Origin of the sequence: Flavobacterium bizetiae (assembly GCF_902804475.1) — a bacterium.
Classification (GTDB): Bacteria; Bacteroidota; Bacteroidia; order Flavobacteriales; family Flavobacteriaceae; genus Flavobacterium; species Flavobacterium bizetiae.
Map to the genome: position 1 here is coordinate 74,563 of NZ_CADCSU010000023.1, position 16,509 is coordinate 91,071.

Annotated in this window: 1 protein-coding gene; it reads right to left on the minus strand. The window is 35.1% G+C overall.

All coding sequences use genetic code 11. The annotated features are described in order from the left end of the window. Position 1 precedes the first annotated feature (1 nt). A complete protein-coding gene (locus tag FLACOL7796_RS01145) occupies positions 2-16,468 on the minus strand; it encodes a T9SS type B sorting domain-containing protein (RefSeq protein WP_173968964.1) in 16,467 nt (5,488 codons plus the stop codon). Positions 16,469-16,509: the final 41 nt, after the last annotated feature.

The window sequence follows — 16,509 nt, forward strand, 5'->3', positions numbered from 1 at the left end:
GTTATCTGTATAAAGTGAAATGTCCTACAAACTCTCTGTCATCCTTCGCATCATTCAATTTAAGAACATACCAGTAATCTCCTGAAGGTAAATCTGCACCGTTGTATCTACCATCCCATTTTTGACCGTAGTGGTACTTAGCAATTACACGACCGTATCTGTCGAAGATTGAGAACTCAAGGTTGTTGTAAATATTAGTACAACCAGGACCCCATGTTGTGTTTGTAGCACCACCAGGAGTAAAGTAATTATCAAGACAAATGTCTGTGTAAATTCCAGGAAGAGTTATTGTCGCAGTACATCCGTTTCTATCTCTTACAATTACAATATAATCTGCAGTTTTGTAGATTTTGTATTTGTTTGAAGATGTAAATGGCTCTCCGTTGAAACTGTACTCATATCCAGGCGCTCCACCAGCAGCAGTAACCGAAAGGATATTCATTTCTTCCTTACCAGGAGTTTTTATAAGTGTTAACGGATCGTATGCTTTGATATCGAAACTTGCCGTTGGTACTTTACATCCGTTAGTATGTCTTGCTACAATGTAGTGTTTTCCAGGAGCAACATTTGTAAAGATGTTACTTGGTTGGAAAGGTCCCACATCACTATCAAGTGCATAATCTACCTGAGAAAGATCAGTATTACTCTTATCAACTGTAACGGTTACCATATTAGATTGTGAATTGTTTACACAATCGTAATTGATATCGAAAGTTGGGTTAAGGATTACTGGTTCCGGCATTCTGATTTCTACTTTACTTGTACATCCATTACTATCTTTAATGTAAACATTATGTGTACCACCAACTTGATTTAAATAGTCTTTAGTAAGGCCAGTTACTGGTAAGTATGGTCCTTTTTCATTATCAAGACTTTCAAAGTATGGAGCTGTTCCACCTTTTATTTGAATAAAGAATGCACCGTCTTTATCGTCCTTACAAATCTCAGGGATCATTGAATTAGGAATTTCAGAAGCTATTAAAACAGTTGGTTCTTTTATCTCAATGTCTTTATATATCACGTTACAACCTAATATATCCTGAACAATTACAGTGTAGAATCCTGCCTCTAAAAATTGGAAATCTCCACTTTCAACAAACTGATCTAAGTATGGTGAAATAGCATATTTGATAACACCTGTACCACCAGAAGCAGTAATTTTGATTGCACCATTCTTTTCACCAAAACATTTAACAGGTACTACATCATAACTTGACGTAAGCGGATTAACCGGCTCTGTTACTGTTGTAGCAGTTGAATTCTGCGTACAATCACCACTTACTACATGTACTGTATATGGGCCATCAGCTGCATTAAGAGCGGCAAAAATACCATCCGCTTGCGCTGGTCTTATTTCTACACCGGCACCATTCAATAATGAATATTGATAGTTACCTAAACCTCCTGTTGCTTTTGCAACAATCATTGCTATAAATTCTCCTGTACAATTAACTGTTGCATTTCTTAAATCTAATTCTATTGCTAATGGCACAACTGGCTCAATTTTCACATCATTAGAGATAACGCTCACACAACCTAAATTATCTTTTACAAAATAACGGTGTGTTCCTACAGCTACAGAGAAAGTAGTGGAATTATTGAAAGGTACACTATATGTAGTTCCATCTTCACTATATGTATAAGGACCTGTACCACCTGTTGCAGTTAATGTAAGTGTAGCATCAGTAAGACAAGTAATATTGTCTTTTAATGATAATTCTGCTTCAACTTTTGCAGGATTTACAAGTGTAATTGTTGTAGGCATGATGGTTTCACAACTAAAACTATCACTTACGCTTACGGTATATGTTCCTGCGCTTAATCCTGTAAAGACATTAAGTTCTTGTGGTCCTAATACCTCAATCTCACCGTTTTCCATTGTATAAGATAAACTATAAACATAGTTAGCACCTTCACCTCCTTGTGGATTAGTAACTGTAATTACACCACTATTATCTCCGTAGCAAGTTAATACTGTACTTGTTGCAGCGGCATTGAATGTTATTGCATCTGGAATAACTAAGTGTACAACCTCTGAAACAATACAACCTTTACTATCTCTTGCATTAACAGTATAATCTCCAGGAGTTAATTTTTGGAAATAACCAAACTCTGAATAATCATAACTTACCGGACCAACCAATTCGTATTGATAAGTACCTTCCCATCCGCCTTCAGCAAATACATTAATCGTACCGTCATCGCTATTTGCAGATGCACAAGTAATACGTGTATGTGTTACTGTACTCTTTAATGGAGTTGATGGCTGACCAATATCAAAAGTTGTACGAACATCACATCCAGGGCTATTTTCTAATGTAGCTACAACTTCGTATCTACCGGCCATTAAGCCTGTTAATTGAAGTGGTCCCGCATTCGTTGTTTTTCCTGTAATAGGAAGAGGCATTGGACCTGTAATTGTATATCTAAACGCACCAGCTTCATCAGCAGGATAAGGGCGATTATCTACAAGAGTTAACTCAACATTTCCTGTTGATTCACCATAACAAATATCTGCTCTTATTGCATTAACCTGGAATCCAAACGTATTTGGATCAAGTACCTGATGATTTTGTGAAATAGTACAATGAGTTGCAGTATTTAAAACTGTTACTAAATAGTTACCAATTCCTACTGTGAACTTTCCGTCATTATTTACGACTGGCGCAATAGCCGTTCCATTAACATCTGTACCTGTTAATGTATATTGTAAAGGTGCCGTTAAAGTTCCTTTTGTAGCCACAATTGCCTGAATAGTTTCTGGTGTAACACATGTAATTGGCGTTACATCAAAAGTAATATCTAATAAAGTAGCAAAAGGCGCAACACTAATAGGTGCTGTAGAAGAACCTAAACAGCCATTACTATCATATACATTCACAACATAATTCCCAACTAAGTGATCGGTTTGAGTGTATGTTTTTGAATCACCAATCTGAACTTCAACACCATCTCTCATAAACTGATATGTAACATACTTACCAGAACCACCTGTAACATTATCTACTGTAATAATAGCATTGTTATTAGTGTTGGTATTTGGTGTACATTCAAAATCAGTATTACTTGCTGTTACAATAATAGCATCAGGTTCTGGAACAAAAACATCTACTAATTGCAATTCACAACCTCTTCCTGATTTTACTGTTATAGTATAATTACCAGAACGCAAATTATTAAATTCCGGAGAAGTTTGATCTACTATAGGTGTAATACCCATACCTGAGATACTATATACGTATTGCGGATTGATATTGGCCGCTGAAAGACTTACAGAAATACCACCATCAGCAGTTCCTTTACATGAAGTTTTTCTTGGTGTTGCCACCGCATCTATAATATCTGCTGCTAATGTGATTTCTTCTTTAATTTCTTTATAACATCCTGTAACGATATCAGTTACCCTAAATACATAAATTCCTGCACCTAAACCAGCAAACTGATTACTTGGCTGTGGAGCACCACCATTCTTAGTATAAACATAACTGCTAGGAGTAGAAACTGTTCCTCCATCTGCGAATAAAGTAATTACACCATCAGAATTTTTACAGATTGGTAATTTAACTTCTGCATATAATGTTAATGGTTTTAAAACAGTAACAGATACAGGGGCTGTAACCGGGCATTGGTTTTTATCCCAAACCCATACTTTATAATCTCCAGGAGCATTAACCTCAAGAATATTACTGTCTTGATAGATTACACCATCTAAACTATATTGTAGTTTCAATAATCCATCAGCTGTAACTTCAATTTCATACTTGTCAGTAGTAGGACATTGATTCAACACTTTTACATTTGTAATGGTTGGCAAAGGATCTAACGAAATGTTCACTTGCTTAGATTGTGGACAGCCGTTAGCATCTTTTACATACACTACCCAAGTATCAAAATCTGCTGGTCCTACTTTTAAAGTCTTAACTGATTTAGTTGCTACTTCTGAATAATCAGCATCTGTAACTGCCTGCGTTATAGGTAAAATTGCAAATTTATAATTACGCGTTCCTCCAACAATAGAATTTGGATCTACAGTAATAGTACCGTCTTCATTACAATTTTGATTTTCAACTTTAATATCAATTCCTGTAATATCTAATAAATCTGGTTGTGTAATAGTAACCGGATTTGAATCAACATCACATGATGGATAATCTGTTTGAGTAACTTTTACAATATAATTTACTCCTGCAGCTAATCCTGTAATCGTAAATGGATTGTTTGTTGTTGCATTTATGCCTGTTCCGTTTGCTACGGAAACTCCGCCAAGAAGAACATCATAATTATAGTTCTTAGTATAGTTTTCGATGTTAATTGTAATTGCACCATCACTTAATCCGTTACAAGTCACCTGTGAAGATGCTGTAGCAAATACTTTCATGGTATTATACAAAGGAACATCATGAACATTAGTAAGTATTGTACACAATGTGTTTACATCTGTAATTTTAAATTGATAACTATGTCCTGCCGGCGCTAAATAATTAAATGTTGATCCGGTAGTTATTGCCGTTGCCGGTGTGCTATATGCTGCACCATCGATAGAAACCTGATATTCAAAAGCACCAGTTCCGCCAGCAATATCAACTTTAATAGTTTCAACTCCTAAATTTGGACAATCTGCAGCAATAAATAATTCAGCTTTAGCAGAATCCAATACCGGGAATGGGTTGATTATAATCTGTACATCATCAACACAACCGTTTTTATCCTTAACATAGTAAGTATATGTCTGAGGTGTTTTTGGAGCATCAACCGTAAACTCATTGCTAAGATACCAACCTGTTCCGTCGCTATAGGTATAATCACTAACTGCGCCTGTACCTGAACCTGTTCCACCATCACCTGTTACGGTAACAATAGTTCTTTTGATTGCATTAGCAGGTTGTGTACATTCAAATTTAGCTGCTAATGCTTTCGCTTCTACAGGAATTGGAGCTGTTATCTCAATATTAGATTTTGTTAGAGGACAATCTTTCTCTGATTCTACTGTTACTTCATACATACCCGCAATTAATCCCGTAAATAAACCTGAGCCAGTCTGCACTACAGGAGTTCCTGTTGTAGGCGCGGTTCTGGTTAATGTATAGGTATATGGAGTATTTTCTGTAACTCCAGTTAATGTTACTAATATCTGACCATTAGAAGCATCACCTTGAGCCGGTACTTCGATACAATTTGGTGAAGTTGGTACTGCATCAAAATTAATTGAACTTGGAGGAACCATTTCTACCGCAGGAATATCAAACGAACATCCTTCTGTATCTGTAACTGTAAATTTATAACTTCCTGAAGCTGTAACAATGTAATTTGTTGTACCAGGATTATCAAATGTAAACGGACCTGTTGTTGTCGTTAAATCTTTAGTAACAGTATAGCTATAAGCTGGATAACCTCCTACTGCTTCTAATTTAATTATACCATCAGTTGTACCTGTACAATAAAGCTCTTTCTCTTTTGTTGCCGAAGCAAGTAACTGACTGTTAATTTTAACTGACACTGGTGTAACTGCTTTACAACCAAATTGATCTCTTACAGTAACCTTATAATCACCAGGAGCTACATCTGTAAAAGTATTTCCTTGCCATGTTTTACCATTATCAATACTATACTGATAGCTTGGTGTGTATGCAGGAGTACCCGGAGTAGTTGCATTAACTACTATAGTTGCACCTTCACCAACACCCGTACCTGTATAACAATAAACAGATGAAACATCTATTGTTGCTACTGGTTCTATTGGAGTAAATAATTCGAACGTGTCTGTTAATATACAACCTTTTGCATCTTGTACTGAGAAATTGTATACACCTACTTTTTTAAGTCCTCCGAAATCACCATCAGTCTGAACAGGTAAAACTGTACCATCTGGTTCTGTCAATGTAAACAAATAACTTCCCCATCCTTTATCAGCTGTAATAACAACTTTTCCATCTGTTGTACAACCTAGTGGTGTAACTGTTTTATCAATAACTAAAAGCTCAGCTGGGCTTTCAATTTTGAAATCAATAAACTTAGAACAATTCGTTGCGTTATCAAGAACAGTAATTCTATGATCACCAGGAATCAGATTTATTAAATCAATCTTACCATCTGCAGGCCCTGCTACGGCAGGATCAGTATCAAGTTGATAAGTATAGGTAGCCGTACCAAAACCAGTAACTAAGAAACTAGCCTTTCCGTTATCTGCACCGAAACAAGTAATATCTGTTAAAGATTGTTCTTCAATATTAATTTTAATAACGTCTTTAATTTCTTTAGATAACTGTTTAGTACATCCTGTATCTACATCAGTAACTAAAAATACATAATTACCAGGGGTTAAACCATTAAACACTCCCGTTGCACTAGTAGTTACAATTGGAGATGGTGCTATAGTTGCATAAGTATATGCTGCTCCCGTTCTTCCAATTACATTTGTGATAGTTGCTGTAATAAATAAAGTACTACATGTAATTGGTCCTGATAGATTAATATCAAAATCAGATGGCTTAACCAATTTAGGAATTAACACTGTACCTGTTGCATCTGTACAACCATTAGCATCTCTAACTACATAAGGAATATTTCTATCGGCATCTGCTTCATTAACGGTATAAACTTTTTTAGTAGTGCTGAAATCACTTCCGTCAAAACTATATTCATATATCCCTGTACCACCTGTAGCTGATAATTCTACTTTTGCAGGTTGAGCTGCATTTCCTGCGCCACATGTAAATTGTGTTACATCAGCTTTTGCAATTAACGGATCTGTTGGTTCACCAACAATTTCGCCTGTTTTTACAGCTTCACATAATTTACTATCTCTAACTGTGATAGTATATGTTCCTGCCGGCAGATTATCAAATCTGTTTGTTAATTGATATGGATACGATGCCGTTGGAGCATCTGTTTTATCTAATTTATATTCTACATCAAAATCTGCTGAAGTTACATTTACAATAATAGTTCCTGTAGACTCAGATTTACATTTTACATCGATAATATCAACATCAAAAACCGTTGGTATAAGAGGATTTACAGTAACTGTATTTTCGATTATACAATTTCCGTCAGTAATTTCAAAAATATAATTACCCGGAGCACTAGCACTTGTATAATCAAATGTAGTACCTGTTATAGGAAATGCTGAACTATATGTTCCACCTGTTCCGAATTTTACTCTATAAGAGTAACCTGTTCCTAATCCTCCTGCAACTTCACCATGAATCGTAGCATCTTTAACTGCTTTACAACTAAGTGGTGTTTTTACATTTAAGTCGACAGTAATTTTATCGCTTACAACATATCCTACTTTTGCAACGCAATTATTATCATCTTTTACAAAGAATGTATAATTGCCAGGAGCTGTTATTAAGAATGATGGAGTCGTTCTGTAAGCTCCCGCAACTGCAGTTGCCGGAAGACCGTTTCCGATACTATATGAAATCGAAGAACCAGTAAATACAGTTCCGCTAATTGTTACTGTTTTTGGTAAATCGGCAAAACATATTGCTGCCGGTGGAGTTATCTGAGGAGCGTCATCTTCAAGTACAGTAACAAAGGCTGCCTTAATACAACCATTAGCATCTCTTACATATACGATATAATCTCCTTTTTCTTTATAGAAAGTACTTAGTTTATGTAATGGGTTACTAAATGTAGCCGAAAAAACTGGATCAGTTAATACTGGATCACTTCCATCTATTACACCAACTACGCCATCATCCGGGAAAATTTGGTATAAATAAGGGTTGGATACAGATGCTGTCCCATTATTGGCAACTGCAGTAATAATTCCTGCATTTGCAACACATGTATTAGCATTATGTGTGCTTGAAGCATCTAGTCCTAAAGCAATTTGAGATTCTGTAATATTGAATGGATCAGAAACCACACTACAACCTGCATTTGTAGCTGCACCCACTTCTTTAACCAAAACAAAATAATTACCAAAATACAAACCAGTTATTGGCCCAACAGGCAATGTTCCTGTCGCCGGAATAGTAACTGGTACAGCAGGCCCAACAGGTGCTAATGACTGAGAATCTAATAATTGATAGGTAACTGGTGTAGCAACACCGTAAGGTGTTGATAATTCAAAGCTAAAAGTACCATCATGATTACCTTTACAAGTAATATTGTGTGCAACTTCTTTATCAATTACAATCTTAGAATTTGTTGGTACCGGAGTTTCCGAAGTCTCATAGTAATAACAGCCTGTTTTACTATCATACACTATAAACGTATATAAAACTCCTGGTATTAAACCTGAAATTATTGCGTGTTTACTACCTAATCCATCTTCTGGGACCCATAATGGAGATAGAGGATCATAAACCATTCCTGGTCCTGTGTAAAGAGCAAAAAAGAATGGTCCAGGACCAATCAATCCAGCTGGATCAGGTATTGTAATATCTGCAGTTCCTTTTGTTGCCGATGCGCAATTAACAGTACTGTTAATAACAATATCTAAATCTTTTACATCAGAAGCTACCAAAACATTTTGTACTAATTGCGTACAACCTTTTGCGTCTACAACTCTAATTTGATATAAACCAAAATCAACTACGTTGAATTTTACAGAAGTTGTTCCGTCATTATTTTCTTCTTTTTCACTATAACCATTTACTCCTGTAACATAGTAGTTGTAAGGTTTTGTTCCTCCAGTACCACCTACAGTATTTATACCATCTGTAATTTTATCAATGATAATTGATCCTTTAGACATATTTACTCCAGTACCTGTTCCATCATCTACACAAGTAATTGGCACTTCATGGTGCTCAATTAGAATTGGTGTTGGACCAACAATATTTTTAGTTACAGAAGCAGAACATCCTTTTGCATCTGTAATTGTAACTGTATAATTACCTGCAGCCAAACCTGAGGTTTGTGACTTATAATCATGTCCAGTTGTATTGTTAAATACATTAAAAACGTATGGCTTTTCTCCTTTTGTATTATCGTAGTCAATTGTTATAGAAGCATTTTCTTCTCCAAAACAATTAATTGCCGATGCTGTAAAATCATTAATAACTGGTTGAACCGGAGTAGTTATTTCAATCACAGAAGTTTCTACTTTACAACCTCCTGACGTAACCTCAAAAATATATTTACCAGCCGTTGGAGTAGTAAATACCGGACCTGAAAAACCTATATAACTTCCGTATCCAGAACCTGTATCTACTTTATACTGATAAGTATATGTACCTGTACCACCATTAGGTGTTATAGTAACCTGAGCACTAGGTGTGAAAGGAGCAACTGCAGTACATGTTAGATCTTTATCTAAAATAGGATTAGCAGTTAATTGTTTCGTAACGATATAATCAACAATATCAGATATACATCCGTTATCATCTTTTATACTTAATTTATATGTTCCTTCTTTAGTAATATTTTTAACAGGGTTTGTGTCATAAACACCATTTATACCGTACAACTTAGTTGTAGATCCTGTATAAACGGTTCCTGTTATAGTAATATCAAATGCTACACCTGTAAAACATTGTGGTGTTAGTGGATCGATTGTTGGGGATACATTTTCCTTTATAACTAAAGGAACTTGTTTAGGACAGCCTTTACCATCTGTTATATAAACATCATACAGTAAACCTTCTCCAACTGGAGCCGGACGAGTATCTTTTTCAAAAAGTCCTGTTGTGTTATAATCACCAGCAACTGGAGTTACACCCTGTTTTACTACAGCATAATTCAATGTACCAGTTCCACCACTTGCAATTATCGTAATATTTGTTTTTCGTTTGTCACAAAATACCTTAGTTCCATCTGCTTTAACAATAGTAATAGCATCCGGATCGCCCAGTATTACATCATCTGTAGCTGTACAACCTGTTGCTGTATTTGTTACTGTAAATGTATAAGTTAAACCACCTTTTAATCCTGTATAAGTAACAACACCTGCTACATCATTTCCAACAATGTTAGTTGGTGATGCACTACTTACTAAACCAAAAGTATATCCTCCTGCGGTATTTCCTGAAATTGTAAATTTAATTACTCCATCGCTTAATCCATTACAAGTTACATTGGTTACAATACTACCAACTGCGTTAATAGGATCAACAGGTTTAACATAATACTCATCAACAACTGTACAACCGTTGTTATCTGTTATTTTAAAGTGATAATTTCCAGGATATAATCCTAAAAATGTATGATCCTGAGTTGCAATTCCTGTCACTACAGGATTTGCAGGAGCAATAGCTGCATCTGTACTTGTTATCTCGAATTTAAATGGTGCTACACCATTTGTTACAGTAACTTTTAAATCTGTCGTTTTTTCTGATGACTTACAGCTAATAATAGGATCTTGTGAAAAAGACAAAGCTGTAGGCGATTTTAAACCTTTAATTTCAACATCTATAGGAGTTGATAAAGAACAGTTATTCGCATCAAATACTTGTACGGTTACAGTACCTGAGTCAGTTGTAGTATAAACATTTGATACTACCGGAGGCATAACTCCATTATAGCTGTATCTGTATGGATTAATACCTGGAAATGGTGTTCCGCCTGTTACAGTAACTGTAATTTTAGCTGGTTTTGCATTATTTGAGGCATCGCACAATAATTCAGTAGTAACCTTAGCATCTACCGTTAAACCAATAGATGGTTCGTTAATATCAACTGTTTTAGCATCTGATTTACATTTTTTAGCATCTATAACATAAATGCTATATTTTCCTGCCTTTAAATTCTTAAATATATTAGTTGTTTGTGTTACTTCTACGGTAGCCGGAACAGTATTTAAAACATATGTGTAAGTTCCTAGAGCAGGTGTAGCATTAACTGTTATCGTTCCTGTATTATCTCCTTTACATTTTACATCAACTTTGTCTGTTGTAAAATCTGGTTTTACTGTCGCATCTACTTTTTGAGAAACTATTACAGTACAACCTTTGCTATCTGTAATCTCAAAATAATATGTTCCCTCTAAAACTGAATGACTAAATTTAGTTTGACCAGAAGAAACATTAGTATATGCCTCTGATGAAAAAACACCTGTAGTATTTACTCTATATTTATAATCTGGATATCCGTTAAAAATTGAAACTTCAATTTTTGCTTCAGGACTAGTAGGATCACAAGTTAAATCTGCTTCTATTCTTGGAGTTGCTGACAAAGGCTGAGCAATTGTTTGTTTTGCTAAAACATCTGTACAACCAGTAACAATATCTCTAACTGTAATGGTATAATCACCAGGTGTTAACCCCTTAAAAGTTCCTGAAGGCTGATAACTACCGCTGTTAAGTTTGTATTCGTAATTAGGGTTTGGATTTGGTGCCGAAGTTGGTTCTGCAATTAAAGTTGCACCTAAACCTCCTGCACAATAAATAGTGTTTACACTAATTTGAGCTGATGGTTTAACGAAATCATTAATTACAAAAGTTTGACCTGCAACTATACAACCTCTCAAATCGCTTACAGAAACACTATAAGTACCAGGCGCCAGATTAATAAATTTGTTATTATTAACCTGAACTTTTGCTGCACCTGCCGGTAATGGTAATGTACGAGTTATGGTGTATGTATATGTACCCCAACCATCTACAGCATTTATAGTAGCCGTACCCTGATCTTTACAAGTAACATGAGTAAGATCCGGAGCATTTAAAGCCAGAGCAGCTGTTGGCCCCTGAACTTTTACAATTTCTGTAATCGGGCAATTTGTTGTAGAGTTTGTTACTACAATTTTATGATCACCTGCTGCTAACCCCGTAATTACAATATCAAATGGGCTGCCTGTTGATGTTTTAGTTTCTAAAGGTAGTGCGTCAACTTGATAAGTATAACCAGTACCAGCATCAATTCCGGTAATTGTAAACGTTGCTGTACCATCTGTACTTCCTGTAAAACAAGATACAGGAGTAGACTTACTACCTACTGTAAAGCTTTTAGGTAATGGTATAAAATGTTTGTCCTGAACTTTACAATTATTTGCATCTCTTACTTCAAAAGTATACTCTACATCAGCAGCAAGATTTGTAAATGTATTATTTGTACTAAATGTTCCTGCAGTTGGTGAAACCATTCTGTACTCTAAACCAGTAGTTAAAATAGTACCTGCAGCATTTTTTACATCTGTAATAGTTATTGTTGAACGATTTGTTGGGCATGTAACTGGCGAATGATCAATTTTCATTGAAGCCGGTTTGTTCAAGGCAGTAATCGTACCTACTGTTATAGTTTTTGAACAAGAATTAGCATCTGAAATAACAACTTTGTATTCGCCTGCAATACTTAAATTACTAAAAGTTAAACCATCTTGTGGTCCTGCAACCACTACATTATCTAATAATAATGTGTATTTATATTGAGGTGTTCCTCCCTTAACTTCTGAAACGGTAATTGTAGCCGCATGATCACAAGTATATGCTGTGCTTATCTCTGCTTTTCCTGAAATATCTTCAGGCTGATAAATTTTGAATGAATATGATTTAGTACACTCATTGGCATCTTTAACAATAAAAGTGTAGTCAATTCCTGCAACAGAACCTTCTAAACCGTCGTAATGTGTTTTATTACTGAAACCTCCTGTACCATTAAATTCAAAAGTATAAGGAGCTACTCCTGTTAATCCTTTTAAATCAACATAACCATTTTTAGTTCCAAAACAAGTTGCATTATTAGGCTTAGCTTCTGCAGTAACTTGTATTTTATCACTAATTTTTTGTAATATTTTTATCGGGCATTTATTAAAATCAACAATCTCAAAAGTATAAGTATCTGAAATTGTAGTAGTAAACTCAAATGTTGATGTTGTAGTAGTTCCTTCATCTACTTTGGTTCCTAAACTATTTTTAACGATATAATTAAACGGAGCTGCACCCCCTTCAATTGTAACTAAAATAGTAGCCGCAGCAGCTGCACCAGCTTTACAGCTTAATGCTGCTTTGATAGATGGTTTTGCACCAAATACCGGACTAATAGTCTGACTTACCGCATCGGCAGAACAACCATTTGCATCTACAATAATAAAATCATAAATTCCTTCTTTAGAAACCGGATATGTAAAAGTTGGACCATCAAAAAGATCACTCAAGTCACTGTAATTACCTCCGTTGAATCTTACTTTGTATTGAAATTTTCCTTTACCACCTATAATTTTAACCACAATTGACGCTCCTGTAGTAGCATTAAAACATAAATTTGAACTTGCATCAATTTCTGCTTTTATTGCAACCGGGCCATTTACTTTTAAATTTGTGATTTGACTTGCAGGACAATTTTTTCCATCTACTCCTGAAACTGTATAATTACCCGGAAGAACATCTCTTACTTTATACTCCCCATCTACCGGATCAACAACAAAAGGTTGTTTTGTTCCATCTGCCGTATTGGTTAATGTAATCGCATAAGTTGGTCCTGTACCTCCTTCTATTTTAGCTGTAACGATAGCTTTTGTGCTACAAGTTGCATCAGTTGCGCTAACATTTAATTTAAATAAATCAGGTGATTTAATTATAGTTGGAATTGTATAGCTACAATCTGTTGCTGTTTTATTATATCTAATTCTGATGTCATAAGTTTTAGCAACGATATCAGGAAAAGTAGCATTTGGAAATTTAACTTCAGCAACTTTTGATGTATACCATTTAACTCCTCCATCTATAGAATATTCATATCCATTTGTAGTATCAAAGTTTTCTGCTTTTATTGTAAAAGATCCATCTTTGCTTCCAAAACATGAAACAGGAGTTATTCCTTCAACCGTTCCTATAAACTTAGGTGGTGCATTGATAGTAAAATCCCATTTAAATTGTGCTCCACAAACTCTTGGAACCTGATACACTTTAATGTCGTCTATTGCAACGTCATTTCCATTATCATCTCTAACATTAGAACGAACAATAAATCGTAACGAAGTATGTGCTCCAGGGTCAAGAGTGATGGCTGTTTTTGGAAACTTTTGCCAGTCAAGATCATTATTTGATCTGGTAATAGGTCCTGTCGCAAACCATGATATTTCGGTACCGCTATCATCTACAAGTGCTATCCTTAAATTAGCATCTGCTTTACCAGCTCCCGGCATCATTAAATTCATCGCATAAAACTCAAAATTAATAGGCTGATTTGGGATCACATCATTAATTTGTTTTTCATACAATATCGTCGTTACTGGTATTTTATCTCCAATATTAACTGCTAGGAATCTACCCTTAGGATCTTTTCCGGCGCTAGTATTATCTCTTGGATATCTCCAATTCCAGCCAGAAGTTGCTGTTTGATTAATATAACTCGTTACAGAATAATCACCATCGTTTATCGCCGGACTACCATTACACCAGGTTGCACTTTGACTATTATCCTGTATTTGTCTTTCAAAACAATAATAAAAGGTATTAATACCAGGTGAAGTAGTATTCTCGCCACTTCCAAAAGTTTCTGTTAATAAATTACTGGATGTAGTAGCTGACTTCACATTATAATCAACTGTAATAAAGTGCTGACCTTGTGGAATATTTAAGAACACGTTAGGCTGCGCCGTATTAGGATTAGGATAACCATCAATGTAATATTGAAAAGTATATCTTGGATCTCCAGCACCACCGTTGATAATAACGGATTGATTAGCTGTACCATCACAATTAAAAACCAAAGGACCACGTTTAATATCAGGAGCAGTTGGTTTAGCATCCATATAAATATTTCCCATATCGTAAGTACACAGTGATTTATCTCTGATAACTACTGTATATGGACCTCCTTCAGGCAAATATCCTTCATTTGTTTTCTGCCAACCGTCGTCCTTATTAAACCAATATTCATAAGGAGCAGTTCCTCCCTGAGGGTTTGTAATTCTTACAATTCCTTTTACTCCATCAGGAGCACAACCGGCTAATGCAGCAACTCCCGCAGAAGCAGTTAAGCCTGTTGTTGTACCAATATTAACTATAGTAAATGCATCTGTACAATAAGTTTTCGTACTACTACTAGCTTTATATCTAACACCTATATTATATTCACCTGCAACTAAATTTGGATAAGTATAATTATTTAGTGATATTGTTTGCCAAGAAACCCCAAAATCTTTACTGACCTCAATGACATTGTTGCCATTTTTATTTGTTACAGTAATATTAATAGTTCCCGTTGGATTACAGTTTCCACTTGTTGCTGTGGTTATTTTATACTCTGGTTTAGTAACATCATCAATTACAAATTTTTTATCAGCTGTACAGCCGTTCAAATCTTTAACTCGCATTTCATAAGTTCCTCCTTTACTAACAATAACTTTACCGTTAGGAACAAGAACAAAACCGGCATTATCTATATTAACATAATAATTATATGGAGGAGTTCCTTCAGCCGCACCACCAGTAATAATTCCGGTAGTACAATTATTCATTACAGCAGTAATAGATGAATTATTTAGCAGTTTAGTTTTTGATTTAATAGTAATTTTTTGTGTATCTGTTGCACAAGTACCTTCTATAGTAGTTACAATTACATAGTTTCCATCAGCTAAACCTGTAAATTCGTGCTCCGCAATAGATTTAGGTCCCCCAGTGGCAATTGCATTTTTTAAATCAGTGTCTTTAAAAATTTGATATACAAATTGATTGTTTAGTGTATTAGGTCTCACAATCACACTACCTTTTTCACCATTACATGCCGGCTGAGTTTCGACTACTGTAGAAGCAAAATTAATTTCACTAACCACAATACCTTTAACATTAAAAATACAACTTCCTGTTATTCCTCTCAATCGAATAAAGACATTATACTTATCTGCTTTTGTTACCTGATAAGTATTACTATCCTGCCAGGTATTTGCATCAGGATTTGTAGTAAAACTGTATTCATATGCAGCACCAAAACCACCTGCAATAATCTTACCCGGAATTACACAACCTGTGCCGTCTTTTACGATATCACTTTTTATAATTCCTGTAGGGTCTACTTCATTTGTATAAACATTAAAGTAAAAAATAAACTCTGTTTTATCAGCATATCTAATTTTTACTCTAAACTCACCAGCAGCACTAGCATTATAGTCAGGTCCGCTGGCAACATCTGCCCACGTACAATTATCTGCATCATTAGCACAATTACCATTTAAGTTTGGCGTACAACCTCCTGTACGACGCTCCCATTGAATTGAAATTGCATCTGTAATACCAGTTTTGATAAGTCTGGAATCATTTTTTCCGCATAAAAATAACTTTGGTAATTTTTTACCATCATTAGGACATTCAGAAACAACTCCTGCGTACTCTCCCTGAGCATATTTAATAACGGGATTTTCAATAGCCGGAACTGCTACTTTTGCATTATTTGGATCCGTGTTAGTATCTAAACTAAAAGGATTTTCAAACTGATTATTTGTTTTTAAGAATATATTCTCATTCAAGTTTTTGGGAAACTTGGAGTTATAAGCGATTCCATTTTGCGAGTAGGATGCAAAATTGAATAACATGGCTAAAACAAAAATCAGCGTTCTTAAAATAGTAGGTTTTCTCATAATCATTTTTTTGTTTACTTACATTTTATCCTCTAAGGGGC